Origin of the sequence: Dysgonomonas sp. HDW5A, from assembly GCF_011299555.1 — a bacterium.
GTDB lineage: Bacteria > Bacteroidota > Bacteroidia > Bacteroidales > Dysgonomonadaceae > Dysgonomonas_A.
On sequence record NZ_CP049857.1, the window covers coordinates 3,982,157 to 4,007,002 of the forward strand.

Sequence of the window (24,846 nt, forward strand, 5' to 3'; positions counted from 1 at the left end):
TATGAAAATTGCAATTATTGGAACAGGTATATCCGGACTTTCTTTAGCTAATATTTTAAAAGATAAACACGAGGTTGTTCTTTTCGAAAAAGAGCAACGTCAAGGTGGACTTATAAAGTGTGATATTATCGATTCGGTTTTGTTTCATAAAGTTGGAGGACATGTATTCAATTCTAAAAATAAAGAAGTAGCCGATTGGTTTTGGTCACATTTCAACCAAGACTCTGAATTTCTAGAAGTTACCAGAAATGCTAAGATTCTTTTTAGAGATCAAATAATTGGTTATCCTATAGAAAACTACATCTATAATTTCGATAAAAGTACTATAGATACAATAATAGACGAACTTCTTCTATTACAACATAAAGAGAAGCAATCATGGCAAAATTATCCTAATTTTGAGCTGTTTTTAGAAAATACTTTTGGTAAAACTCTTTATGAACTCTATTTTAAACCATATAATAATAAAATATGGAAAGTAGACCTTTCAACAGTTCCTATGTCTTGGTTGGAAGGAAAACTACCAATGCCAAACTTAAAAGAAATCATTGTAAGTAATATAACTCGTCAGGAAGAAAAATCGATGGTACATTCGACATTTTTTTATCCAAAAGTTGGCGGATCACAATTTATTGTAGATAGACTTTCTCAAGATTTAGATATACGTACAGGATCTGACATAACTCATATTGAAAAAATTAATAATCAATATACAATAGATAAACAAATAGGTTTCGATAGTGTTGTATATTGCGGAGATATAAGAAAGATGCCCGACTATTTAGAGAAAACTCTTGATGGCAAAGTTGATTTAAAAGAAATACAGAATTTAAGATCAAACGGCACATCGAATTTACTCTGCGAAACGGACGACAATGACATCTCATGGCTGTACATTCCTGAAGAATTCACTAGTGCTCACAGAATAATTTACACAGGTAATTTTTCGCCAGCTAATAATGGAGATAAACAACGAAAAACTTGTGTTGTTGAATTTTCCGGAAAAATGCAATACGAAGACATGATTAGTGAAATAAAAAAACTACCTGGTAATTTATCTCCTATTAAATATAATTATGAGCAGAATTCATATATTATACATAATTTCGAGACAAAAAAACTAATTGACCAAACAAAGAAAATCCTAAAAGAAGAGAATATACATCTTCTGGGGCGTTTTGCTGAATGGGAATACTATAATATGGACAAATGTATTGAAGCAGCTCTAAATTTAGCTAAAACACTATAACGACAAAGGTTTCAGGTCTATTATAATTAGTTATATACCTGAGATATGATAATCGATATTTTAAACTACTTAATTATTAAAAATATGAATACTGGATTATTAAAATTAGAAGAAGACATAGTACGTATGCTGAAAACAGTATATGATCCCGAAATACCCGTAAATATTTATGATCTTGGACTTATCTATAAGGTAGATGTAGATGATGATCAAAATGTAACCATAACTATGACATTGACTGCCCCCAATTGCCCCGCAGCAGATTTCATATTAGAGGATGTACGCCTAAAACTTGAATCTATTCCGGCTGCAAAGAATGTAATTGTAAATCTCACATTCGAGCCCGAATGGAATAAAGATATGTTGAGTGAAGAAGCTAAATTAGAGCTGGGTTTTCTATAAAAATTATGGCGGAAAGAAATAAAGTTTACTTCCTATCCGACGTACATCTAGGATCAGCCTCACACAATAAAGTTATAGATAATAACGGAGCATTGAGCTTACCTAATACGATCAAAAAAACATCGAAAGACAGTTATCCCAACCATGAGATTGAGAGAAAGCTATGCAGATGGTTTGATATGGTAAAAGAAGATGCTAAAACGATTTATCTTTTAGGAGATATATTCGATTTCTGGTTTGAGTATAAATATGTTGTGCCAAGAGGATTTACACGTGTATTAGGTAAGATCTCAGAGTTAACAGATTCCGGTATAGAAATTCATTTCTTTATCGGAAATCACGATGTATGGGTCACTGATTATCTGGAAAAAGAATGTGGTATGATAGTTCATCTTGAACCATTGGTACAAGATATATACAACAAAAAATTCCTACTCGCTCATGGTGACGGATTAGGAGATGATTCTAAGTCGTTTAAAATCATCAGATGGGCTTTTCATAACAAATTCTGTCAAAAAGCTTTTGCCTGTTTACATCCACGTTGGGCATTAGGTATAGCCCATCGATGGTCAAATCATAGTAGAGCTACAGGTGGAGAGATACCTTATTTAGGCGAAGATAAAGAACATCTGGTTTTGTTCGCAAAGAAACAACTTAAGGAATCTCCGAATATTAATTTTTTCATTTTCGGACATCGTCACATAATGCTTGACCTGATGTTATCGCAGACCTCACGAATTGTTATTCTTGGAGACTGGATCAGTTTTTTCTCTTATGCTGTTTTTGACGGTGAGAATTTTTCTTTAGAAATATTTGAGGATAAATAGAACAATAATAAGTTCGCAGAACTATTTATTGCTTTGGCTAGTAAAACAGCGATAAACAGTTATATTCTTAAAATATAGCATTAAATATTTACCTTTACTTAGCATTCTGGAAGCCGATTATCCCCATTCGATAATCGGCTTTTATTATTAAAATATCTCTAAGATTTTACACTAATAAAACAACTTCTATAGCTAATTTATCCTACCTTTGTAGAGTTAATTTTTAGGTATAAGTTAGTATGAAAATGGTTAAAGGAATTTTCATCATTCTCTTATTTTATTTTATAGGAGAGTGCATGAGCTACCTCATTAAAGGGTTTATTCCGGGAAGTATCATCGGAATGATGTTGTTATTTTTATCGCTCTATCTCAAAATCATAAATCCGGAAAGTGTTGATTCAACAGCAAATGCCATAACTAAAAATATGGCAATCTTCTTTATTCCTTCGGGAGCCGGATTAATGAGTTCATTTGGCGTATTGAGTAAATTTTGGGCATCTATTATTATTACCTGCTCAATCAGCACAATTTTAGTTATTGCCGTAGTAGGTATAGTACAACAACAAATGGAAAAAGGGAGATCGAAATGAGGTTATTAATTGAGAGTCCCGAATTTATTCTTGTCCTTATTTTTGGCAGTTATTTATTCGGGCAATATATCTTTAAAAAGACAAGAATTGCCATACTACATCCTCTTATTATATCCATAGCGATTATAATTCTATTTCTACAAATAACAAAAATGGATTATGAAACATTTCAACGAGGAGGACAATTTGTAAGTTTTCTTCTAGGTCCATCTGTTGTGGCATTGGGATATATTCTTTATCAACAAATGTCTTATCTAAAAGGAAATGTAGTATCCATACTTACTTCAATATTTGTGGGCAGTATAACCGGAATAGTAAGTGTAATTGTCTTGGCAAAAATAACAGGAGCAGATAATGCATTAGTTATGACTCTCGAACCTAAATCGGTTACGACAGCCATTGCAATGAATATTTCAGCTCAATCTGGAGGAATACCTTCCCTAACTGCTGTTATTGTTTTATTCTGTGGTATATTCGGAGGTATAGTTGGTCCTTTTGTGTTGCGTATTTTAGGAATTAAAAGCAGTATCGCTAAAGGATTGGCGATGGGAGCCTCGGCACATAGTGTAGGAACAGTAAAGGCTATGGAAATGGGTGTAATTGAGGGGGCAATAAGTGGATTGGCTATTGGACTTATGGGCGTAATGACCGCTCTGTTAATCCCCTTTATACATCAACTTCTATCTTAATTCTTCTTCTGAGAGTTTAAATTTAGACATAGACTAAAGCTAAAAAAGAATAATTAAATACTATTTAGCTAAAAGCTAAGTTAATACTTTTATAAACACATCAGTCAAGTAATAAAAAAGACCTATAGAATAATTTCCTTTTTCTTATCTTTGCACCTGCAAATTAAAAACTGAAAATGAATCAACATTCACTATTAGATAAACTAGAAGCCTTAGTTATACGTTTCGAAGAAATCGGTAAGTTAATTACCGATCCTAATGTTATATCAGATATGAAACGCTATGTGAAGCTGACTAAAGAATACCGTGATCTTGAAAAGATTGTAAATGCAAGAAAAGAATATATTCAAGTACTAACCAGTATATCTGAGGCCAAAAGTATACTTGACAATGAGTCAGATGCCGAATTACGCGAAATGGCTAAGGAGGAATTAGAAGTAAGCAATTCCAGATTACCTATACTTGAAGAAGAGATAAAGCTTTTGCTCGTACCTGCAGATCCTCAAGATAATAAAAATGCAATCGTTGAAATTCGAGGAGGAACAGGTGGAGACGAGGCTGCAATTTTTGCAGGAGACCTTTATCGCATGTATCAGAAATACAGCGAAACAAAGGGCTGGAAAACCGAAGTTACAAGCCTGACAGAAGGAACTTCGGGAGGTTTTAAGGAAATTATATTTACTGTTTCGGGCGACAATGTATATGGTACGCTCAAATACGAATCGGGGGTTCATAGGGTTCAACGAGTTCCGGCAACAGAAACACAAGGTCGTGTACACACCTCTGCATCCACTGTAGCCGTATTACCTGAAGCTGAAGAATTTGATGTGGAAATAAAAGAATCAGACATACGAGTAGATACCTTTTGTGCATCTGGAAATGGAGGACAATCGGTAAATACAACATATTCTGCCATACGTATGGTTCATATTCCGACAGGGGTAACAGTTCAATGTCAGGATGAAAAATCGCAATTAAAAAATAGAGCCAAGGCTTTAATTGAGTTGCGTTCTCGTATATATAATATGGAATACCAAAAGTATATGGATGAGATAGCCTCCAAAAGAAAAACAATGGTTTCGACAGGTGATCGATCTGCAAAGATCAGAACATACAACTATTCTCAAGGACGTGTCACTGATCATAGAATAAATCTGACATTGTATAATCTTGCAGCCATTATGGATGGTGATATCCAGCAGATAATAGATCAATTGATTATTGCTGAGAATACAGAGCGATTAAAAGAAAGCGAATTATAAGGCCCTCTTTTTGATTACTTAGGTCAGTAGAAATTACAACCGATTGTTGTAATTAAATATTTACTGATACTTAAGAAATGTAACAACAATTATTTTCGTGAATTTAAAAGATATAAATACCAATGACAAAACAAGAACTTTTCGAAAACATAAAAAAGAAGCAGTCCTTCTTATGTGTAGGACTTGATACAGACTTAAAAAAGATTCCTGAGCACTTATTAGATGAAGAAGATCCAATATATGCATTCAATAAAGCAATTATTGATGCGACAGCTCCTTATTGTGTAGCATATAAACCCAATACTGCTTTTTATGAAAGTATTGGTATAAAAGGGATCTGGGCATTGGAAAAAACAATTGAATATATCCGCACTAAATATCCGGATCAGTTTATTATCCTGGATGCCAAACGTGGAGATATCGGTAATACATCTGAAATGTATGCTAAGTCTGCTTTTGAGCATCTGAAGGCAACTGCCATAACAGTTGCACCTTATATGGGAGAAGATAGTGTTAGCCCTTTCCTCAATTATCCTAAAAAATGGGTTATTTTACTTGCTTTAACTTCAAATAAAGGGTCACAGGATTTCCAACTATTAGAAGATTCAAAAGGTGAAAGGTTATTTGAAAAAGTACTCAAGAAATCACAGCAATGGGGTACTGACGAACAATTAATGTATGTAGTCGGGGCAACTCAAGGATCTATGTTTGCTGATATACGTAAACATGCACCTAATCACTTCCTACTGGTTCCGGGAGTTGGAGCACAAGGTGGTTCTTTAGAGGAGGTTGTTAAGTATGGAATGAATAAAGAATGTGGTTTACTAGTAAACTCATCTCGTGCTATTATATATGCTGACAAAAGCGAGAGTTTTGCATCGGCTGCTACAAAAGAAGCTAAGAACATACAATCAGAAATGGCGAAATATCTACAAGATATTATCTAAAACCGATTATATTCTATCATAAAACTAAAAAGGAGAACAATATTTGTTCTCCTTTTTTATTCTTCAGATAAATTGTATATCAATAAACGTGACCATCTTCTTTCAAATCCTCACCTTTAAACTTCTTCTTTTCTAGAGATCCCCATGCATATATTATATATGCCAAAACAAATGGAACTAATATAGAAGCATATGACATCGCTACCAAAGTAAATTCACTCGATGATGAATTTTGAATGGTTAAAGAACTTTGCAAATCGGCAGTCGATGGGTAATAAGCTGTATTATTATATCCTGCAAGCAATAATAAAGTGCATACAGTAATAACAGTGCCCAAACCACTAAACCAAATACCACTAGCATAGCTTTCAGCAATTAGTGTACGAATTATACCATATAATACAAGTAATACACCCAGCAAGAAGAATATCCCTACTACGGGCATTTCTATCAGATTAATGAAATACTTATAATCTACCAAGCTGACAATTTTGGTTACAGGATCTACTGCAAAACCTTTTGATAAGAATGTCCATATAACAAAAGTCAAAAAGAATACCACAAAAGGAAGTGCATTGTATAATAAGAATTTACGAGAACGTGCAACCAAGTCCTGATCTGCCAATCTATTTATAAAGAATAAGCAAGCAAGAGTTCTCGCCAAGAAGAATACAGCAAGACCTAAACTCCAGTTTCTAAAATTAAGAAGAGCTTCAAGACCATGAAACGGATTTTGCCATTGACTGATAACTAAGCCAGTAACAGTATTTCCTCCCATAATTGTTATATTGCCTTTATTTACTAAAAAGTCTGAACCTGTAAAAAATGTAGCAACTGCTGCTCCTAATAAAAAAGTTCCAAATAAACCATTTATAAATAGAAACGACTGATAAGTAGTTCTTCCCCAAGTATTACCGGGTTTCGATTGATACTCATAGGATACGGCCTGAATTACAAAGCAAAGTAATATTAACATCCACACCCAATATGCTCCACCAAAACTTGTTGAATAGAACAAAGGAAACGATGCAAAAAAAGCACCTCCGAATGTTACTAGTGTAGTAAAGGTATACTCCCATTTACGTCCAAGTGCGTTCACTAATAAAAAACGATGTTGATCTGTCTTAGATAATGAAAAGAGCATAGATTGACCTCCTTGAACAAATAATAAAAATACTAAAAGTCCGGCCAACAGGCTTATCAGAAACCACCAATAGTGTTGTAAAAATGAATAATCAAGCATAGTGTTATATTTTATAAATTAAATAGAATCTCAGCTTAATCAGCTTTTGGTCCTTTTTTAATTTGATTCAACATGATACGAATTTCAGCAATTAATAATGCTGTAAACAACACAGCGAATATTATAAAGGTAGTTATTACCGAATTGGCACTTAACGCCGATATGGCAGCTTGTACCGGTAATACATCCTGAATAGTCCAAGGTTGACGACCAACTTCGGCAACTATCCATCCTGCCTGACTACATATATACGCCAATGGCACTGATAGAATTGAAAGCCATAGTAGCCATTTAGTATCTTCCAGTTTCTTTTTATAACTAAAGAACCAAAGTATAGCAAAAAATGCAATAAAGAAACCTCCAATATAAACCATGATGTGGAATGCCCAAAATACCATAGGAATATTAGGAACCAATTGGTCTGGAGTATCTAAGTACCCATAACCAAAGTACGGATAATTTTCCTTCAATTTAGCTTTATATTCTTGTGCAGCAGTTTCGTTGTTTTCTTTCTTTGCTGTTCTATAATCAGCGAGTGCTTGTATGGCCTGTTTGCCTCGTTCCTGCTTCTGTTCAAAAGACAATGCAACATCACCAGTCTGAGTTGTATAACCACCGTCAATAATATCTTTTATTCCGGGTACAAAAGCATCCATATTCCTATACCCTAATAAAGCCAGTGCATGTGGAATCTCCACTTTAAATATATAAGGGTCAACTCCATCGTTATATGATTTCTTGGCAGGGTTAGGCAATGCTACAGCAATAAGACCTGCCCCATTCTGCCCTTCATAAAGACCTTCCATAGCGGCTAATTTCATAGGCTGTTTTTGAGCTACCTGATAAGCCGATCCATCACCGGTCATTGCCGTAAGTAATACTGCAACTAATCCGAAGATCGAAGCAACCTTCATACTTTGTCTTGAAAACTCATGTTCTCTCTTTTTAAGCATATACCAGGCAGATACTCCTGCAACAAATGCAGCACCTAAAATCCAGCAAGAAACTACCGTGTGAAAGAATTTATTGATAGCGACCGGCGATAATGCTACAGCCCAGAAATCATTCATTTCATTTCTCACCGTATCCGGATTAAATTCCATTCCTATAGGATATTGCATCCATGCATTAGCGACAAGAATCCAAAGAGCCGATAATGTTGCACCTATGACAACCAACCAAGTCGAAGCTAGGTGCATCCCTTTACTTACCCTTGTCCAACCAAAAAACATAATAGAAATAAATGTAGCCTCCATAAAGAATGCCAACATACCTTCTATTGCTAAAGGTGCTCCAAAAATATCTCCGACAAACCAACTATAGTTAGACCAGTTTGTCCCAAATTGAAACTCCAGAATAAGACCCGTTGCAACACCAATTGCAAAGTTTACTCCGAAAATATTCATCCAAAATTTCGTTGTTTTCTTCCATTGCTCATTACCTGTACGTACATAGGCTGTTTCCATAATAGCCATTATAACGCCAAGACCTAATGTTAATGGAACAAACAACCAGTGATACATAGCAGTCAGAGCAAACTGACCTCTAGACCAATCAACTAATGATGCGTTCAATAATTCCATAAGATAGACATATTTAGTTATTCATATTTTTATTACTCGTTTACTTTCTTTGGATCAATTCTTCCCGCACATAATCAGCCTTTGAATCTGCATCTTGAAATTTAGAACTAAGAAAATTCGGAAAAAAGATTGGACGCAAGATCAAAAACATAATACACAACTTTATTATAACAAGAATCCAAAGAGTACGACCTAGAGTCATACTTTTGAAACCATCTCGAAACATGGTAAAGAAATTAAATTTTTGCCCACTCTTGTTCATTTTCATTTACATTTAAAAATTAATAAACTATACAGATAAGGCTTACAACAACCCGCAGTTATCTGATAATAATTACTGACTCACTCTTATCAGTATTTCCACATAAAAATCTGAGGCTCCGGCAATATAAGCTATAAGCAAAGCTATCAACCGGAGCTACAGAATATTTATTTTATATAGTTAGATACACCAATTATCATATGCTGATGTATAAGACCAATTTAAGCTAATTTGAATTAAGCATCACCACCTACAGGAGTAAAATCTCCTACCGGATTTTCGATATCAATTGCTCCATGAAGTCTCTCGTATTGACTGATATTATCACTCAATGCCAACATAAGCCTTTTAGCATGTTCTGGAGCTAAAATTACCCTTGACTTAACTTTTGCTTTTGGAACACCTGGAACTATTCTAATAAAATCAAGAACAAACTCTGATGAAGAATGTGTTATTATAGCCAAATTGGCATATGTACCTTGAGCTACGTCTTCTGTTAATTCAATTTGTATTTGATTTTCTTGATTCATCGTTTTCATTTTTTATTTTGTAGTAATTTTTTAGTCTTATGATATAGTCTTGTTAACATACCTTATACAAAGAAAAATAAAACTAACATAATGGCAAAATTTTTAGTAGTATTTTACCATATATAATTATAAGTTATTTATATAAACCATCAATAGGATCTATATTATCTATTTTTTCTGTAACTGACTGTATTTCTTGCAATTCCATTTTAGGTTTTCTTTTTCTTAAAGCAATCAATTGAGCAACTGTACCTATCACACCCAACCCCAGCATTATATAACGCATCTTACTTTCTGAATCGAAGACCAAAAAGGCTGTAATACAAACCATACACCACATCAAGCTAATAGAAAAAAGCCTTGCTTTCCAGCTTAATCCTGTTTCCATACGCTTAAGGTATTTTCCTGTAAGCTTATTTTCTTCCAACCGTTTATATAGTCGAGGTGAGCTTTTTGCATACAAAGCTCCGGTTAGCAAAATAAAAGGTGTAGTAGGTAATCCGGGTGTAAACAAGCCGCATAACCCTAAAATTAAACTAATAGTACCTAATGTGATAAATGTATATTTTTTCATGATCTATTAAAAACTAAAGACTATTTATAATCTCTATATCTTATTACAAAAATATCAATTCTTCGTTGGAATAGTCATTAGAACATGTTAAATCTTTTATATACAAAAAAACCTCTTCTGAAAAAATTCAAAAGAGGTTCTTCTTAAAATTATTGTTATATTATCTTACTCCATGCATCATTCGCAGAAGTATTTTATTCAAACAGATTAATGCTCCTCCACAAATAATAGCTCCTATGGCCAATACCTGATAAACAGAACCAGCCCCCAGCGAACTTGTTATAGACGAGATCCAACCACCAAGCAGATTTCCGAAAAATGAAGACAGCAACCATACCCCCATCAATAAAGATGCTAATTTAGGTGGAGCCAGCTTTGTTACGGTTGACAACCCTACCGGAGATAAACACAACTCGCCAATAGTATGTAATAAATATGTAAAGACAATCCACCACATACTTGCTTTAACGGCTGTATCAGCAATATCTCCCCCTCTTTGATGCGAAGCTCCTACCATAAACAGAAAACCTATACCAAGAAGCATAAGACCGGAACCCATTTTTACAGGGGTAGTTATCTTCTGTCCACTTTTTGAAGGCCAGAACATGGCAAATACAGGAGTCAATAATACTATGAAAAGAGGATTAATAGACTGAAACCACTCAGTAGGAATCATAAACCCACCTACATTTCTATCCAAAAATTTCTCGGTATACAATGTAAACGAAGAACCCGCTTGCTCAAAGCCTGCAAAAAAGAATATGGCAAAAAAGAAATAAATAAATATAGCAATAGTTCTTTGTTTATCTTGAGCAGTAAGAGGCGCTGTTTTGTGTTCAACTACTTGCCCTAGCTCTTCAATAGCTTCTTTTTCCTTTTTATCACCTACGGGTTTTAACCCCAATTCTCCTAAATATTTTTTAGACAATGTATTGAATAAAAGTTGACCGATAAGCATACCTATAGCAGCAGCTAAGAATCCATAACTATAACCATGACTTATAATTTTACCATCCAAGTCTTTTACTGCAAACCAATCATTAGCCAAAAGACCAACTACAAGCGGAGCGAAAAACGCACCAACATTGATCCCCATATAGAAAATGGAAAATGCAGAGTCTCGTTTAGCATCGCCCGGTTTATATAAGCCTCCAACTAAAGTAGATATATTGGGTTTAAAAAATCCATTACCTATAATCAATAGAAGCAAACCCGAAAAAAGTCCAAATTTAGAATGAAGCAAAAACAAGACCATTTGGCCTAAAAACATGGTAAAACCACCGATAGTTATCGCCTTTCTTTGTCCTAGATACTTATCGGCAAGCCACCCTCCTATCAATGGAGTAAAATAAACCAGTCCTGTAAAACCGCCATAAATTAATCCAGCGAAAGATTCGTCAAACCCGATACCTCCTTCTATAGCTGTCTTGGTTAGGTACAACATTAATATACCACGCATTCCATAATAAGAAAATCGCTCCCATAGTTCAGTAAAAAACAGAAGATACAATCCGACAGGATGTCCGAATACAGTTGTATTAGAAGGTAACTTAGTTTCAGTCATAGCTTAAAAATTCTCTAATTTATAATAAATTCTTTTATTTTACTTCTTGCATTAATTTTCTGACAATCGGAGAGACAATCAGAACAATAATACCTACAATCAAAGCATAAATAGCTAATTGTTGATATCCTCCTGTATATGAAAGGAGCTTCTCCATTAACGAAGCATTCTCATTGGGATTAGAAATACCTGCACCTATAATACCTGCCAGATATTGTCCGTATGCACTTGCTAAAAACCATAACCCCATCATCATTCCTGATAAATGTTTAGGCGATAAACTGGTTATCATAGATAAACCTATCGGCGACAAACATAGCTCAGCCAATGTCATAACAAAATAAGCACTGGCGAATATATTCAACGATGTTTTCCCATCAGGATCTGCAAATAAACGTGTACCATATAAAATATAATAAGAGCCCGCCAAAAGAAGAAAGCTAATCCCAAATTTAACGACAGTGTTTGGCTCAATTTTTTTCTTATTTAGCCAAACCCATAATAAACCTAGTAGTGGACTGAATAAAATGACAAAAAGTGCATTTGCCCCATTATTTACAATATTAGGATCAATATGAAAAAATAGAAGTGATGTTCTCAGATTCTCGTTTGCAAAAAGAGCAAGAGAACCTCCTGCTTGTTCAAACAGTGCGAAAAATACAATAGACAGAAGAATTAAAATCAATGCTGCCAAGAGCTTTTTTCGAGCTTCTTTTGTTGTAGTCTTAAACAATTGATAAAAGAAATAAAGTAGAGCTGCCGGACCGATTGTATACATAAAAAGATCTGTATACTCAGTGTTCTGAATCATCACATAAATTAATGGAATCGTCAGCAGGGCTATAATATAGACATATAATTCTCTCAGTTTTCGCTTGCTAGGTGCTAAATCCTTTAATGGACTGTCACCAATAGGTCCCAGATGCTTTTTGGTTAGTGTAAAGGTAATTAAACCTAACACCATCACAGCTCCTGCAGCCAAAAAGGCATAACTCCATGAATATCCTTTTCCTAACCAAACACAGATCGCTCCACCAAAAAATGCTCCTACATTTATACCTGAATAAAACATACTGAAACCGGCTTCTTTACGGGCATCGCCATCTTTATACAAGAAACCAACCATAGAAGATATATTCGGCTTAAAGAAACCTGTTCCTACAACAGATAGTGTAATACCTATATAAAAAAAATCGTGAGGTGCTATTGCTATCAGCAAGTTACCCACGATCATCATTATAGCTCCAAATGTCAAAGATTTTTTAAAACCCAGTATCTTATCGGCAAAAATACCTCCTAAAAAAGTAAAAGCATATACAAAGGCTTGTATTGCTCCATATTTCAAGTTGGCTTCTTTTGCATGAAGTGCCAATTGATCGACCATGAAAATTGTGAGGATTCCACGCATTCCATAAAAACAGAAACGCTCCCACATCTCAACTGTAAACAGATACCACAACTGTTTAGGATACTTACCCTCGAAATTTTGAATTTGCTCTAAGGTTAATTCTGCCGATTTTCCATCGGAGTTAGAGTTGTTTGATAGCTCAGACCGACCGAGCTCAGGTTCAGATGATTTCATTATCTAATAATAAATGCTTTTTTATATGACAAAAGTAAAAAAAATAATTGTATCTAATCTCATTTTGTCGTATATTATACTATTTACAGTCAAGAAGCTAATACTTTGTATTTATGGTTCATTCTTTTAATTTATTATAAACAGGTAATATTCAAAAGAATTATATCTTTACCTTTGATTTAAGGCCATACACAAAGAAATACTTAAAAAAATCAAAATAAAATCAGTAATCGGACATATAAACTTTATGGCATCATTTTTGTTTGGTATTATATAAAACAAATACTACAAATGATCAGATCAAGACTCTGATAAAATGTAGATAGTAGAAAACATCGAATAAAGGTAAAAAGATTATGGAAAATAATTTCTCACAAAGGGTTCGCAAGATCATGAACTATAGTCGTGAAGAAGCCGGACGTCTCCAAAACTCATATCTGGGACCTGAACATTTGATGCTTGGAATTCTTAGAAATGGGGAAGGATTGGCCATACAGGCATTAAGTGACTCCGGAATAGATTTGGATGATCTCAAATTAAATATCGATAGACATATTATAGAACAGCAAGATGTGTCTACAAGTAATAACAGTGAAATTGTATTAACCAAAGGAACTGAAAAAATACTTAAACTAAGTATTCTGGAAGCTCGATTGACCAAAAGTAAAGAAACAGATTCGGAACACTTACTTCTGGCAATATTAAAGGACAGCGAAAATATTGCTGCACGAGTTTTAGAAAATCAGAACTTTAATTACGCAGGAGCATTTATGTATATAAAAAATTTAGATGAAAACTTAGATAATGATTTGTCGCCTAAAATGGGGGCAGATTTTACTGACGACGACGATGATGATGCGTCAGAAGGTGCGTCATACCAAAATGTCAATACACAGCAACCACGTCAGTCATCCGATACACCGGTATTAGACAATTTCGGTTCGGATATGACAAAAGCTGCTATGGAGAACAAATTGGATCCTATAGTTGGTAGAGATAAAGAAATTGAAAGACTAGCCCAAATCTTAAGTCGCCGCAAGAAGAATAATCCTATTTTAATAGGAGAACCGGGAGTCGGTAAATCGGCAATAGTAGAAGGCTTGGCTCTACGAATTACTCAAAAGAAAGTATCGCGCGTATTGTTTGACAAAAGAGTAATATCTCTGGATATGGCTTCTGTTGTTGCAGGAACAAAATACAGAGGACAATTTGAGGAACGTATCAAAGCCATTCTTAATGAGCTATCTAAAAACCCGAATATCATTCTATTCATTGATGAGATTCATACCATAGTTGGAGCAGGAGGAGCGACAGGCTCTCTTGATGCCGCAAATATGCTGAAACCGGCTTTAGCAAGAGGTGAAATACAATGTATCGGTGCAACAACTTTAGATGAGTACAGAAAGAATATCGAAAAAGACGGAGCATTGGAAAGACGTTTTCAAAAGGTAATGGTTGAACCCACTACTGCAGAGGAAACTCTTCAAATTCTACGAAACATCAAAGATAGGTATGAGGAACATCACAATGTAAAATATACCAACGAAGCTCTTGAAGCTTGTGTCAAATTAACAGATCGATATATTACTGATCGTAATTTTCCTGACAAAGCCATTGATGCTTTAGATGAAGCTGGTTCAAGAATGCACTTGGCTAATATAAATGTGCCTCCCATTATCGAAGAAATCGAAAATGAGTTGAAGGACATAGTTGATCAAAAAACAAATGCTGTAAAAGCTCAGAAATATGAACTAGCGGCTAGTTTTAGAGATAAACAACGCCAATTGCTAATTCAATTAGAACAAGAAGAAGCGAATTGGGAAAAACAACTGAAAGAACAACCGCAAATAGTAGATGATGAAAAAGTTGCAGAAGTAGTTTCTATGATCTCAGGCATTCCGGTACAACGAATTGCAGAAGCAGAAGGCTTGAAACTTTTAGGAATGAAAGGGACTCTTAAATCTGAGGTTGTAGGACAAGACAATGCTATTGACAAAATAGTAAAAGCTATACAACGCAACCGTGTAGGACTAAAAGATCCTAATAAACCAATCGGCACATTTATGTTCTTAGGACCAACCGGTGTAGGTAAAACTCACTTGGCTAAAAAGATTGCCGAACTATTATTTGATTCTGCCGATGCATTGATTCGTATAGATATGAGCGAGTATATGGAGAAATTCAACGTATCTCGTTTAGTTGGAGCACCTCCCGGATATGTAGGCTACGAAGAAGGTGGTTTGATGACTGAAAAAGTACGTCGTAAACCTTACTCAGTGATTCTTTTGGATGAGATTGAGAAAGCCCACCCGGATGTATTCAATCTATTGCTTCAGGTATTAGACGAAGGTCATTTAACTGACAGTTTAGGACATAAGGTAGACTTTAAGAATACAATCCTAATTATGACATCCAATGTTGGTACACGTCAGCTGAAAGATTTTGGTAAAGGTGTTGGTTTTAGTGCCGGTGCTGTTCAAGGAGATATAAACAATGAGTATTCACGAGGTATTTTGCAAAAAGCGTTGAATAAATCGTTCTCTCCTGAATTTATCAATCGTATTGATGATATTGTGATATTTGATCAACTTGACAGAGACTCTATCAACAAGATTATTGATATTGATATGACCGATTTCTATAAACGAATATCAGTATTAGGATATGCTCTTGAGGTTAGCACTGAAGCAAAAGACTTCATAGCTGAAAAAGGATATGATGCACAATTTGGAGCAAGACCTCTAAAGCGCGCTATCCAAACTTATCTTGAAGATGAGATTGCTGAACTAATATTGTCAGGAGCACTTCAACAAGGTGATGTAATTGAAGCTGTTATGGATAAAGAAGCGGGCAAACTTAAAGTTGAGCCTAAAAGAAAAGAAGTGACTGTATAATAAGCACATCGCAATATAAATAAAAGGGAGTTTCTAAATAGAAGCTCCTTTTTTGTTAGATATTTTTTTTCTGTTAGCCTTTTTCAAAGAATTTATAAGATTTAATTATTATTGCGAATCAGTATTATAATGTTTAATAAAACTACCTTTCAATTGATACATAAAGGGGTTTTATATTAAATAAGCTCTCCATTAATCATTCGTACTACAGATATTTTTCGTACTTTTGCGTTTTCGTATTAGGAATATTTTAAAATAATATACAGACGTGGCTGATACAAAGTATATTTTCGTTACAGGAGGAGTAATCTCCTCTTTAGGAAAAGGTATAATAGCATCTTCATTAGGTAAGCTATTACAGGCGAGAGGTTATAAAGTGACTATTCAGAAGTTGGATCCCTATATTAATATCGATCCGGGAACATTAAATCCATATGAACATGGGGAATGTTATGTAACTGTAGATGGGCATGAAGCCGATTTAGACTTAGGTCATTATGAGCGTTTTCTTAACGAACCTACTCATAAAGATAATAATATAACTACCGGACGTATTTATCAGAATGTAATAAATAAAGAACGTAAAGGAGATTATTTAGGTAAAACAGTACAGATTGTTCCACATATTACCGATGAAATACGCCGTAATATTAAATTATTGGGGGCTAAATACGACTATGATTTCGTAATTACCGAAATTGGAGGAACTGTTGGAGATATAGAGTCTCTGCCATTCATTGAAAGTGTAAGGCAATTGAGATGGGAACTGGGCAGCAAAAATTGTTGTTGTGTACACCTTACTTATGTACCCTATATAGCCGCAGCCGGAGAGGTTAAAACAAAACCTACACAACATTCGGTTAAGAGCTTACAATCATCTGGAGTACAACCTGATATGCTTGTACTGAGAACTGAACGTTCATTAAGTAAAGACATACTTAAAAAGGTAGCATTATTCTGTAATGTAGAACCCGATGCTGTTATGCAGTCCGTTGATGTATCAACAATATACGAGGTTCCTCTTAAAATGCAGGAACAAGGAATGGATGAAATCGTTCTCCGCAAGATGGGAATAGCAGTTGGTCCTAAACCTGATTTGAAACCTTGGAGAGATTTTCTTGATAAAAAGAAAAATGCAAAAGAAACAATCAGTATTGGCATTGTAGGTAAATATGTAGAGTTACATGACGCATATAAATCTATCAACGAATCGTTACTGCAAGCTGCAATATATAACGATCATAAATTAGATCTTCAGTTTATCCACTCTGACAAAATTACCGATGACAATGCGGCAGACAAGCTAGGCTCACTCGATGGCATTATTATTGCACCCGGATTTGGACAACGAGGTATCGAAGGTAAATTCGTTGCTCTGAAATATGCTCGTGAGAATGATGTTCCTACATTTGGTATATGTTTGGGTATGCAATGTATGGTGATTGAATATGCTCGGAATGTATTAGGATTAGAAGATGCTAATTCAACAGAGATGAATCCTCATAGTCCTTATAAGGTAATCGATTTGATGGAAGAACAAAAGAATATTACCAACATGGGAGGATCGATGCGTCTAGGAGCTTACAAATGCAATCTCGAAAAAGGTTCTCTTGTACATCAGGCATACGGAAAAGATATGGTTGAAGAACGCCACCGCCATCGCTTTGAATTCAATAGTGAATATCGCAAACAATTCGAAGATAATGGAATGAAATGTACCGGAATAAATCCGGAAACAAATTTGGTTGAAGTAGTTGAAGTACCCGAACTTAAATGGTTCTTAGGAGTGCAGTTTCACCCTGAATATAATAGCACAGTCTTATCGCCGAATGCTCTATTTATGAGCTTTGTGAAAGCTGTTATTAAAAATAGAAAGTAAATAACAATTATTCTGCATAATAATTATATAAATCTACAGATTAATTAAGAATGGATAAAAATACAGGTATTGGCTTAGTTCTGATAGTTGCTATCGTAATGGGATTCACTTTCCTTACCCGACCTAGCCAAGAAGAAATCGAAAGAGATAATCGCATAAAAGATTCTATCTCTAATATTCAAAAAAAACAAGTAGCTGAAGATATTGCCGCAGCAAATACAGAACAACCTGCTCAGAAAGAACAATCTTCGGTAACGGATTTTTTCTCATCTAATACTTCCGTAAAAGCAGATTCAATTACAAGTAATCCAACAGATTCTCTTGATTCTGCACAACCTCAAATTACATCAAATCAACCCAAAGAGCAAATTATCTCTTTAGAAAATGAGATTGTAAAAATAGATTTCTCCACCAAAGGAGGGCAAATGCTTAGTGCCCAACTGAAAGATTATAAAAAATATAATGGAGACTCTCTATATCTATTTAAAGCTGATGCTAATTTATCGCTGGAGTTGATAAACAAAAAGGGAACTGTCCTAAATACGGATAAAGCAATATTCACTGCTATTCAGAGTTCATCCGATGCAAATCAGACTCTTGTTATGCGAATGAATTACACAGATACCGAATACATTGACTTTATCTATTCACTCGCACCTAACAGCTACATGGTTAAATTCGATATTGCTGTTGTAGGTATGCAAAATCTACTGAGTGTTGATTGTTTAGAGAAATTTAAACTTAATTGGTCTCAAAAATTACATCGACAAGAAAAGAGTGAAAAAAATGAGCAAAGATATACACGCATACATTATAAAGGTACAGATGGTAGCTTCGAAGAACTAAGCGAAAGCAGTAATGATAATAAAGAAGTACCTACCGGTGTAAAATGGGTGGCATTTAAGAATCAATTCTTTGCAACCACTCTTATTGCTGATAACGAATTCACTTCACCATCACTACATTCTAAAGTATTACAATCACCAGATTATTTAAAAGATGCTGAAGCTACTCTATATTTCAAGCCAACATTGGATAATAAAGGGACTCTTAAAGGTGGATTCACATACTTTCTAGGACCTCTAGATTATTATATGTTGAAAGGCTATGATGATGGAGTAAAAGATGTAAGTCAACAGCTTGATCTGGATAAATTAATACCTTTAGGTTGGGCTTTATTCCGGGTTATTAATCAGTACTTTATTATTCCTCTATTTAACCTACTGGCATCTACAGGTATGGGAATGGGAATCGTAATTTTATTACTAACCCTAATTGTTAAGTTGATTATTTCTCCATTGACATATAAATCGTTTATGTCATCTGCAAAAATGAGAGTCTTAAAACCTCAGGTAGATGAATTAAATGAGAAATATCCGGGTCAGGAAAAGGCTATGGAAAGGCAAAAAGCTGTCATGGCATTATATGGGCAAGCGGGCGTAAATCCAATGAGTGGGTGTATCCCAATGCTACTTCAGATGCCTATTTTACTTGCTTTATTCTCGTTCTTCCCTTCGTTGATAGAACTACGTCAGCAAAGCTTTTTATGGGCTAATGACCTTTCTACCTACGATGCAATATTCGAATGGAATACAAATATCCCTTATATTTCATCTTGGTTAGGTAACCATATCAGTTTGTTCTGTATACTGATGACTGCAACTAATGTCATCTATACCAAATTCAATATGGATGCAACCAATACAGGACAGCAACAAATGCCTGGTATGAAGTGGATGATGATGTTAATGCCTCTTGTTTTCTTCTTTGTATTGAATAGTTATCCTTCTGGTCTAACATATTATTACTTCTTATCGACATTGATGACCATATTGATCACAATGGCTTTCCGATACCTAATCGATGAAGAAAAGGTATTAGCTAAACTAGAAGAGAATAAAAAGAAACCTAAGAAGAAAGGATTCATGTCGCGTCTACAAGAGCAAGCAGAACAAGCTCAACGTGCACAACAGCAACAGGGCAAACAACAAAACAGAAAAAAGAAAAAATAGAATATCATTTTTTTGACAAAGATTAATTACAACAAAGGCTTGCTATTCATTATATAGCAAGCCTTTGTTTCTCAGTATTACTAACTAAAACAAGAATAGATTATGAGTTGTATTTATATATCATTACTTAGTATATTATTATTTTCATCCTGCTCCGATAACAATAAGGATGCAGATAATACAACTACACAAAAAACATTGATGGAATATGTTATGGCTTCAGATATTCAAGGGGTAAGAAATTCAGTAAAAAATGGGATAGACATAGACAGAACTAATGATATCGGGGAAACTCCTCTATTGAAAGCGACGCAAATGAACCAAATTACGATTGCCGAAATACTATTAAAAGCCGGAGCTGATATTAATAAGCAAGATAATATATACGATAGTCCTTTCTTATACGCATCGGCAGAAGGCAGAACTGAAATACTGCGGATGATGCTTAATTATAATCCGAATGTAAAGATATACAACCGTTATGGCGGAAATGGACTAATTCCTGCTGCAGAAAAAGGACACCTCGAAAATGTCACTTTACTTTTAGAAAAAACAGATATGGATGTCAATCACATCAATAATTTGGGATGGACAGCCTTACTGGAAGCAATCATATTAACAGACGGAGGAAAAGTTTACCAAGATATTATAAAAGTACTTATTGCTCATGGAGCTAATGTCAATTTACCAGATAAGGAAGGTATAACTCCTTTAGCTCATGCCAGAAAAAAACGATATACAGAAATAGAAAGAATACTATTAGCAGCTGGAGCGCATGAGTAAAATAAGAAACGGAGACCAATATATATTAGTCTCCGTTTCTTATTTTATTTTTTATTATTGATCATCAGAATCAAAATCCCATTCATCAAAGAAGGAGTCATCAATAAAGTCAACCAAGTCTCGACGGTCTTTCTTTGTTGGTCGTCCAGCTCCTCGATCTCTATCTATGAATCCACTTACTTTACTTAGCTCTAATATGTCATATTCCGACTGAGGAGTTGCATCTTCCATAAACTCAGGGACAAGTTTTGCACCCATACGTTTCTCACTCAAATCCAAAACCTTAAAAGAATACGTAATAGGCGGTTTCTTTATTTGGATAACATCACCTACCCTAATCATACGGGAAGGCTTTATATTCGTCCCCTGAATCATTATACGCCCTTTTTTACAGGCTTCAACAGCTAGAGTCCGTGTTTTAAAAAGACGAACAGCCCATAACCATTTATCAATTCGCACTTCAGTTTTTTCTTCTTTCATAACTTAGGCTATAAATGTTGTTTTGGCTATCATTTGTTACAGCAAAAACAATATAATAAATAAGTGAACTTATTTATTATTAAATTGATTCATTGTATTTTGTAGTCCTGCCAAACAAAAACTTTTAATAATATCTTCACACATTTCGAAACGTTCGGGAAGTGCTTTTTCTTCTTCATCCGAAAATTCACCTAATACGTAATCCACTTGTCCTCCTTTGGGAAAATCATTCCCTATACCAAAACGAAGACGCGAATAATTCTGTGTACCAAGTACCGATTGTATACTTCTTAATCCATTATGACCTGCATCGCTACCTTTCCCTTTCAATCTCAATGAACCGAAAGGTAAAGCCAGATCATCTAAAACTACCAATAGATTCTCTACCGGGATTTTTTCGGCTTGTAACCAATATCTGATAGCATTACCACTTAGATTCATATAAGTAGAAGGTTTCAAAAGTATAAGGGTTTTACCTTTAACTTTCAATTCAGAAGTTTCTCCATATCGTTTGTCGGTAAAAACAATATTGGACGCTTTAGCTAAAGCGTCCAATACTCTGAATCCTATATTGTGGCGGGTATAATGGTATTCACTACCAATATTGCCCAAGCCGGCAATTAAGTATTTCATTCAATAGATTATTTATTATTTGCCTTTAGCAGCAAGACCTCTTGCAGCACGTGTCAATTGAACACGACATACAACAGCATTTTTTGCATTTAATAATTCTAATCCGTCAAAGTTAAGTTCTCCAACTTGTACTGATTTTCCTAAAGCCAAATGCTCGATATTTACGTGCAATTTCTCAGGAACTTGATTGTAAAGAGCTCTAACTTTCAATTTACGAGTATCTAAAGACAATTTACCCCCTGCTTTAACACCTTCTGCCAAACCGTCAAGTACTACAGGTACATCGATAACGATTGGTTGATTTTCAAATACATGAAGAAAATCTAGGTGAAGTATTGCATCTGTTACAGGATGTACTTGGAGGTCTTTAAGAATTGCTTTGTAAGCTTTTCCATCAAGAGAAAGTTCTACTAAGAAAATCTCAGGAGTGTAAATTAATTTACGCACATCACCAGCTTGCACAGTAAAGTGAATTGCATCTGTAGAATTCTCTCCACCATAGATTACTGCTGGTATAGCATCTTGTTTACGAAAAGCTTTAGTTGCTTTTTTTCCTAGATCAGTTCTTAGTGATCCTTTTAGTTCAAATGTTTTCATTTTTTAATTTTAAATTGTGTTACTCAAATTAAGGACTGCTTCCTTATCCCCATCACACGGACTTTACAGAAAAGCGACTGCAAAGATAATTGATTCTTTATTAAGAACAAACAGGTAAACGACCTTATTTATTCATTTCTCGTAATTTAATTTTGGTCAATACCTGTTTAGTATTCAGAGGAAAATCGGCATCCATCATCCATGCATAGAAACTAGGCTCGGCTCTAAGAACCTCAGACACTGGTTTACCTTTATGTTTTCCAAAATTAAACACTTCTATTCCATTTTCATTTTTAATGATTCGCCCCGCTAAATCAACATTATCATTAAAGAATGAATATTCTTCAGCCAATTTCGCGATATCGTTTGGCAAATCAGGGTAGCGATCCAATTGCGCTTTAAAGACTTCATAGGTAGCCAAAGTGTCAGCTTCAGCCGAGTGGGCATCATCGAGGCTCTTATCGCAATAGAATTTGTATGCAGCCTCTAATGTACGTTGTTCTTTTTTATGAAAAATAATCTGAACATCAATAAACTTTCTTTTCGAAAAATCAATATCAACCCCTACCCTAAGAAACTCTTCCGAAAGTAATGGTATATCAAAACGGCTCGAATTAAATCCGGCTAAGTCGCAGCCTTCAATCTGATCCGCCAATGATTTAGCTATCTGACGAAATGTTGGCGCATCTTTTACATCTTCATCCGTGATACCATGTATATCCGACGATTCTTTGGGAATCGGCATTTCAGGATTAATACGCTTTGTTTTTAGCTCTTCTTTTCCATTAGGAAAAACTTTCAGATAAGAAATTTCGACAATTCTATCACGAGTGGTATTTGTACCTGTAGTTTCCAGGTCAAAAAACACAATCGGATTCTTTAGATTTAGTTCCATAAAGTAAACTGTATTGAAGCAAAAACTTTATCACTCTTTATATATTCAAAGAATGATAAAGCTTATTATTTGCTCGTTATATTATCAATATTAATATCGTATTAGATCTAGTTTATTGCCAAACAGCAACTTGATCTTAATCGTTAAGCATCATAGGCATTAAAAGCATAAGAAGATCTTCTCCGTCACCTTTTTCAACCGGGAAAATAAGTCCCGCACGTGAAGGGTCGGATAATTCTACAGAAACTTCAGTTGCCGGAATATTGTTCAATATCTCAATCAGAAAATTCGATTTAAAACCGATATTCATGGCAGTACCTTCATATTGGCATGGAATAGTTTCTTCGGCAGCTGTCGAAAAATCTATATCCTGAGCAGAAACCAACAATTTATTATCTGACAATTGCAGTTTAACCAAACTACTTGCCGGATTAGAAAATACCGATACACGCTTCAATGCATTCAAAAATGCCAATCGGTCTAAAACAACTTTGTTCGGATTATTTTGAGGAATTACCGAATTATAATTAGGATAACGTCCTTCAATAAAACGACAAGTCATTGTGTAGCTTGACATTGTTATATAGGCGTTATTTTCATCGAACTTAATTGTAACAACTTCAGACTCCTTCGGTAAAATACTTTTCAGTAAGTTGGCTGGTTTCTTTGGAAGAATGAAAGATGCTCTTTCCGAACCTTGCACCGATAAAGTTTTGCTACGAACTAATTTATGTCCGTCTGAAGCTACAAACGTAAGATCTTCGGTAGTAATATCGAAATAAACACCATTCATCACAGGGCGAAGTTCATCGTCTGCACTGGCAAATAATGTTCTATTAATAGCTGTACATAAAATCTGAGGGTCAATAGATAAGCTAATTGCTGTATCTTTTAATTCTTTAGGTTGTGGGTATTCTTCGCCACTTTGACCTATAAAATTATATTTTCCGTTGTGGAAATAAATAAATATTTCCAAGTTATCATCATTAATCTCAAATGTAAGAGGCTGATCAGGAAGCTCTTTCAGTGGATCCAATAAATTGCGGGCATTGATCGCAAGTTTTCCTGAACCTTCTACTTCATTTACTTCTAATGAAGTTACAAGACGTGTTTCTGTATCTGCGGCTGTAAGCGTCAACGTGGAATCATTAAGCTCCAATAAGAAACAATCTAAAATAGGCAATGTATTTTTTGAATTGATCACCTTGCTAATCGACTGAAGATGACTCAGTAAAGCAGTACTAGATACAACAAATCTCATATATATTGGTTTTATTAAGTTACGTTTTTGTACTAACAAAAGTAGCGATATTTTTTTTAAGAACAAAAAGTAAGACCATAGACTGACTCTTTGTTATATGCTCTGTAA

Annotated in this window: 23 protein-coding genes; 11 read left to right on the forward strand and 12 right to left on the reverse strand. The window is 34.8% G+C overall.

The genetic code is table 11. The annotated features are described in order from the left end of the window. The first annotated feature begins 1 nt into the window (after nucleotide 1). From G7050_RS16435 to pyrF, 7 genes are all read left to right on the forward strand, one after another. Nucleotides 2–1,249 carry an NAD(P)/FAD-dependent oxidoreductase gene (locus tag G7050_RS16435; RefSeq protein WP_166117351.1) on the forward strand — a complete coding sequence of 416 codons (1,248 nt, stop codon included), beginning with the start codon at nucleotides 2–4 and terminating at the stop codon, nucleotides 1,247–1,249. Between the two features lie 84 nt (nucleotides 1,250–1,333). Further along, a complete protein-coding gene (locus tag G7050_RS16440; RefSeq protein WP_166117352.1) occupies nucleotides 1,334–1,651 on the forward strand; it encodes a metal-sulfur cluster assembly factor in 318 nt (105 codons plus the stop codon). A gap of 5 nt (nucleotides 1,652–1,656) precedes the next feature. After that, nucleotides 1,657–2,478: a UDP-2,3-diacylglucosamine diphosphatase gene (locus G7050_RS16445; protein ID WP_166117353.1), complete on the forward strand. Its 822-nt coding sequence runs from the start codon at nucleotides 1,657–1,659 to the stop codon at nucleotides 2,476–2,478. Between the two features lie 245 nt (nucleotides 2,479–2,723). Next, nucleotides 2,724–3,068, forward strand: coding sequence for a CidA/LrgA family protein (locus tag G7050_RS16450; protein WP_185154971.1), 345 nt, complete (start codon nucleotides 2,724–2,726; stop codon nucleotides 3,066–3,068). Further along, nucleotides 3,065–3,757, forward strand: coding sequence for an LrgB family protein (locus G7050_RS16455; RefSeq protein ID WP_166117355.1), 693 nt, complete (start codon nucleotides 3,065–3,067; stop codon nucleotides 3,755–3,757). Before G7050_RS16450 ends, G7050_RS16455 begins: the two co-directional genes overlap by 4 nt. Before the next feature lie 176 nt (nucleotides 3,758–3,933). Further along, nucleotides 3,934–5,019 (forward strand): peptide chain release factor 1, encoded by a 1,086-nt coding sequence (gene prfA, locus G7050_RS16460; RefSeq protein WP_166117356.1) that lies wholly within the window; start codon nucleotides 3,934–3,936, stop codon nucleotides 5,017–5,019. A 122-nt stretch (nucleotides 5,020–5,141) separates the two neighbouring features. After that, a complete protein-coding gene (gene pyrF / locus G7050_RS16465) occupies nucleotides 5,142–5,966 on the forward strand; it encodes an orotidine-5'-phosphate decarboxylase (RefSeq protein WP_166117357.1) in 825 nt (274 codons plus the stop codon). A gap of 79 nt (nucleotides 5,967–6,045) precedes the next feature. Here pyrF and G7050_RS16470 read toward each other — a convergent pair whose 3' ends face one another. The 7 genes from G7050_RS16470 to G7050_RS16500 all read right to left on the reverse strand — a co-directional run bounded on the left by G7050_RS16470 (nucleotide 6,046) and on the right by G7050_RS16500 (nucleotide 13,304). After that, nucleotides 6,046–7,209 carry a cytochrome d ubiquinol oxidase subunit II gene (locus G7050_RS16470; RefSeq protein WP_166117358.1) on the reverse strand — a complete coding sequence of 388 codons (1,164 nt, stop codon included), beginning with the start codon at nucleotides 7,207–7,209 and terminating at the stop codon, nucleotides 6,046–6,048. A 35-nt stretch (nucleotides 7,210–7,244) separates the two neighbouring features. After that, nucleotides 7,245–8,792, reverse strand: a complete 1,548-nt coding sequence (locus G7050_RS16475; protein WP_166117359.1) for a cytochrome ubiquinol oxidase subunit I — start codon at nucleotides 8,790–8,792, stop codon at nucleotides 7,245–7,247. Between the two features lie 40 nt (nucleotides 8,793–8,832). Continuing rightward, nucleotides 8,833–9,060, reverse strand: coding sequence for a DUF4492 domain-containing protein (locus G7050_RS16480; RefSeq protein WP_370521862.1), 228 nt, complete (start codon nucleotides 9,058–9,060; stop codon nucleotides 8,833–8,835). 230 nt (nucleotides 9,061–9,290) lie between these two features. Beyond that, complete coding sequence (locus tag G7050_RS16485) at nucleotides 9,291–9,593, reverse strand: DUF3467 domain-containing protein (protein ID WP_166117360.1); 303 nt, start codon at nucleotides 9,591–9,593, stop codon at nucleotides 9,291–9,293. A 124-nt stretch (nucleotides 9,594–9,717) separates the two neighbouring features. Beyond that, entirely contained in the window at nucleotides 9,718–10,158 is a 441-nt protein-coding gene (locus G7050_RS16490) for a YbaN family protein (RefSeq protein WP_166117361.1), read from the reverse strand. Between the two features lie 160 nt (nucleotides 10,159–10,318). Continuing rightward, on the reverse strand, nucleotides 10,319–11,722 hold the full coding sequence (locus tag G7050_RS16495; RefSeq protein WP_166117362.1) for a peptide MFS transporter: 1,404 nt from the start codon (nucleotides 11,720–11,722) through the stop codon (nucleotides 10,319–10,321). A gap of 34 nt (nucleotides 11,723–11,756) precedes the next feature. Continuing rightward, a complete protein-coding gene (locus tag G7050_RS16500) occupies nucleotides 11,757–13,304 on the reverse strand; it encodes a peptide MFS transporter (RefSeq protein WP_166117363.1) in 1,548 nt (515 codons plus the stop codon). 356 nt (nucleotides 13,305–13,660) lie between these two features. Here G7050_RS16500 and G7050_RS16505 point away from each other — a divergent pair, with 356 nt between their 5' ends. The 4 genes from G7050_RS16505 (at nucleotide 13,661) to G7050_RS16520 (ending at nucleotide 20,872) form a co-directional block, all read left to right on the forward strand. Beyond that, entirely contained in the window at nucleotides 13,661–16,198 is a 2,538-nt protein-coding gene (locus G7050_RS16505; protein ID WP_166117364.1) for an ATP-dependent Clp protease ATP-binding subunit, read from the forward strand. A gap of 268 nt (nucleotides 16,199–16,466) precedes the next feature. Further along, complete coding sequence (locus G7050_RS16510; RefSeq protein WP_166117365.1) at nucleotides 16,467–18,077, forward strand: CTP synthase; 1,611 nt, start codon at nucleotides 16,467–16,469, stop codon at nucleotides 18,075–18,077. 50 nt (nucleotides 18,078–18,127) lie between these two features. Beyond that, a complete protein-coding gene (gene yidC, locus G7050_RS16515; RefSeq protein WP_166117366.1) occupies nucleotides 18,128–20,089 on the forward strand; it encodes a membrane protein insertase YidC in 1,962 nt (653 codons plus the stop codon). 102 nt (nucleotides 20,090–20,191) lie between these two features. After that, nucleotides 20,192–20,872: an ankyrin repeat domain-containing protein gene (locus G7050_RS16520; protein WP_166117367.1), complete on the forward strand. Its 681-nt coding sequence runs from the start codon at nucleotides 20,192–20,194 to the stop codon at nucleotides 20,870–20,872. A 54-nt stretch (nucleotides 20,873–20,926) separates the two neighbouring features. Here the strand turns inward: G7050_RS16520 and G7050_RS16525 are convergent, their stop codons facing one another. The 5 genes from G7050_RS16525 to dnaN form a co-directional block, all read right to left on the reverse strand. Further along, on the reverse strand, nucleotides 20,927–21,352 hold the full coding sequence (locus G7050_RS16525; RefSeq protein WP_166117368.1) for an RNA-binding S4 domain-containing protein: 426 nt from the start codon (nucleotides 21,350–21,352) through the stop codon (nucleotides 20,927–20,929). 69 nt (nucleotides 21,353–21,421) lie between these two features. Next, complete coding sequence (gene pth / locus G7050_RS16530; protein WP_166117369.1) at nucleotides 21,422–21,985, reverse strand: aminoacyl-tRNA hydrolase; 564 nt, start codon at nucleotides 21,983–21,985, stop codon at nucleotides 21,422–21,424. Nucleotides 21,986–22,000: 15 nt separating this feature from the next. Next, complete coding sequence (locus G7050_RS16535) at nucleotides 22,001–22,582, reverse strand: 50S ribosomal protein L25/general stress protein Ctc (RefSeq protein ID WP_166117370.1); 582 nt, start codon at nucleotides 22,580–22,582, stop codon at nucleotides 22,001–22,003. Nucleotides 22,583–22,706: 124 nt separating this feature from the next. Next, a complete protein-coding gene (locus G7050_RS16540) occupies nucleotides 22,707–23,477 on the reverse strand; it encodes a 3'-5' exonuclease (protein WP_166117371.1) in 771 nt (256 codons plus the stop codon). Nucleotides 23,478–23,613: 136 nt separating this feature from the next. Beyond that, nucleotides 23,614–24,738, reverse strand: a complete 1,125-nt coding sequence (gene dnaN / locus G7050_RS16545) for a DNA polymerase III subunit beta (protein WP_166117372.1) — start codon at nucleotides 24,736–24,738, stop codon at nucleotides 23,614–23,616. Nucleotides 24,739–24,846: the final 108 nt, after the last annotated feature.

Coding starts and splice junctions, on each gene's coding strand:
- dnaN (WP_166117372.1), bottom strand. CDS start 24,738: ATGAGATTTGTTGTATCTAGTACTGCTTTACTGAGTCATCTTCAGTCG.
- G7050_RS16540 (WP_166117371.1), bottom strand. CDS start 23,477: ATGGAACTAAATCTAAAGAATCCGATTGTGTTTTTTGACCTGGAAACT.
- pyrF (WP_166117357.1), top strand. CDS start 5,142: ATGACAAAACAAGAACTTTTCGAAAACATAAAAAAGAAGCAGTCCTTC.
- G7050_RS16440 (WP_166117352.1), top strand. CDS start 1,334: ATGAATACTGGATTATTAAAATTAGAAGAAGACATAGTACGTATGCTG.
- pth (WP_166117369.1), bottom strand. CDS start 21,985: ATGAAATACTTAATTGCCGGCTTGGGCAATATTGGTAGTGAATACCAT.
- G7050_RS16490 (WP_166117361.1), bottom strand. CDS start 10,158: ATGAAAAAATATACATTTATCACATTAGGTACTATTAGTTTAATTTTA.
- G7050_RS16455 (WP_166117355.1), top strand. CDS start 3,065: ATGAGGTTATTAATTGAGAGTCCCGAATTTATTCTTGTCCTTATTTTT.
- G7050_RS16485 (WP_166117360.1), bottom strand. CDS start 9,593: ATGAAAACGATGAATCAAGAAAATCAAATACAAATTGAATTAACAGAA.
- G7050_RS16475 (WP_166117359.1), bottom strand. CDS start 8,792: ATGGAATTATTGAACGCATCATTAGTTGATTGGTCTAGAGGTCAGTTT.
- yidC (WP_166117366.1), top strand. CDS start 18,128: ATGGATAAAAATACAGGTATTGGCTTAGTTCTGATAGTTGCTATCGTA.
- G7050_RS16535 (WP_166117370.1), bottom strand. CDS start 22,582: ATGAAAACATTTGAACTAAAAGGATCACTAAGAACTGATCTAGGAAAA.
- G7050_RS16500 (WP_166117363.1), bottom strand. CDS start 13,304: ATGAAATCATCTGAACCTGAGCTCGGTCGGTCTGAGCTATCAAACAAC.
- prfA (WP_166117356.1), top strand. CDS start 3,934: ATGAATCAACATTCACTATTAGATAAACTAGAAGCCTTAGTTATACGT.
- G7050_RS16495 (WP_166117362.1), bottom strand. CDS start 11,722: ATGACTGAAACTAAGTTACCTTCTAATACAACTGTATTCGGACATCCT.
- G7050_RS16505 (WP_166117364.1), top strand. CDS start 13,661: ATGGAAAATAATTTCTCACAAAGGGTTCGCAAGATCATGAACTATAGT.
- G7050_RS16450 (WP_185154971.1), top strand. CDS start 2,724: ATGGTTAAAGGAATTTTCATCATTCTCTTATTTTATTTTATAGGAGAG.
- G7050_RS16470 (WP_166117358.1), bottom strand. CDS start 7,209: ATGCTTGATTATTCATTTTTACAACACTATTGGTGGTTTCTGATAAGC.
- G7050_RS16520 (WP_166117367.1), top strand. CDS start 20,192: ATGAGTTGTATTTATATATCATTACTTAGTATATTATTATTTTCATCC.
- G7050_RS16435 (WP_166117351.1), top strand. CDS start 2: ATGAAAATTGCAATTATTGGAACAGGTATATCCGGACTTTCTTTAGCT.
- G7050_RS16445 (WP_166117353.1), top strand. CDS start 1,657: ATGGCGGAAAGAAATAAAGTTTACTTCCTATCCGACGTACATCTAGGA.
- G7050_RS16480 (WP_370521862.1), bottom strand. CDS start 9,060: ATGAAAATGAACAAGAGTGGGCAAAAATTTAATTTCTTTACCATGTTT.
- G7050_RS16525 (WP_166117368.1), bottom strand. CDS start 21,352: ATGAAAGAAGAAAAAACTGAAGTGCGAATTGATAAATGGTTATGGGCT.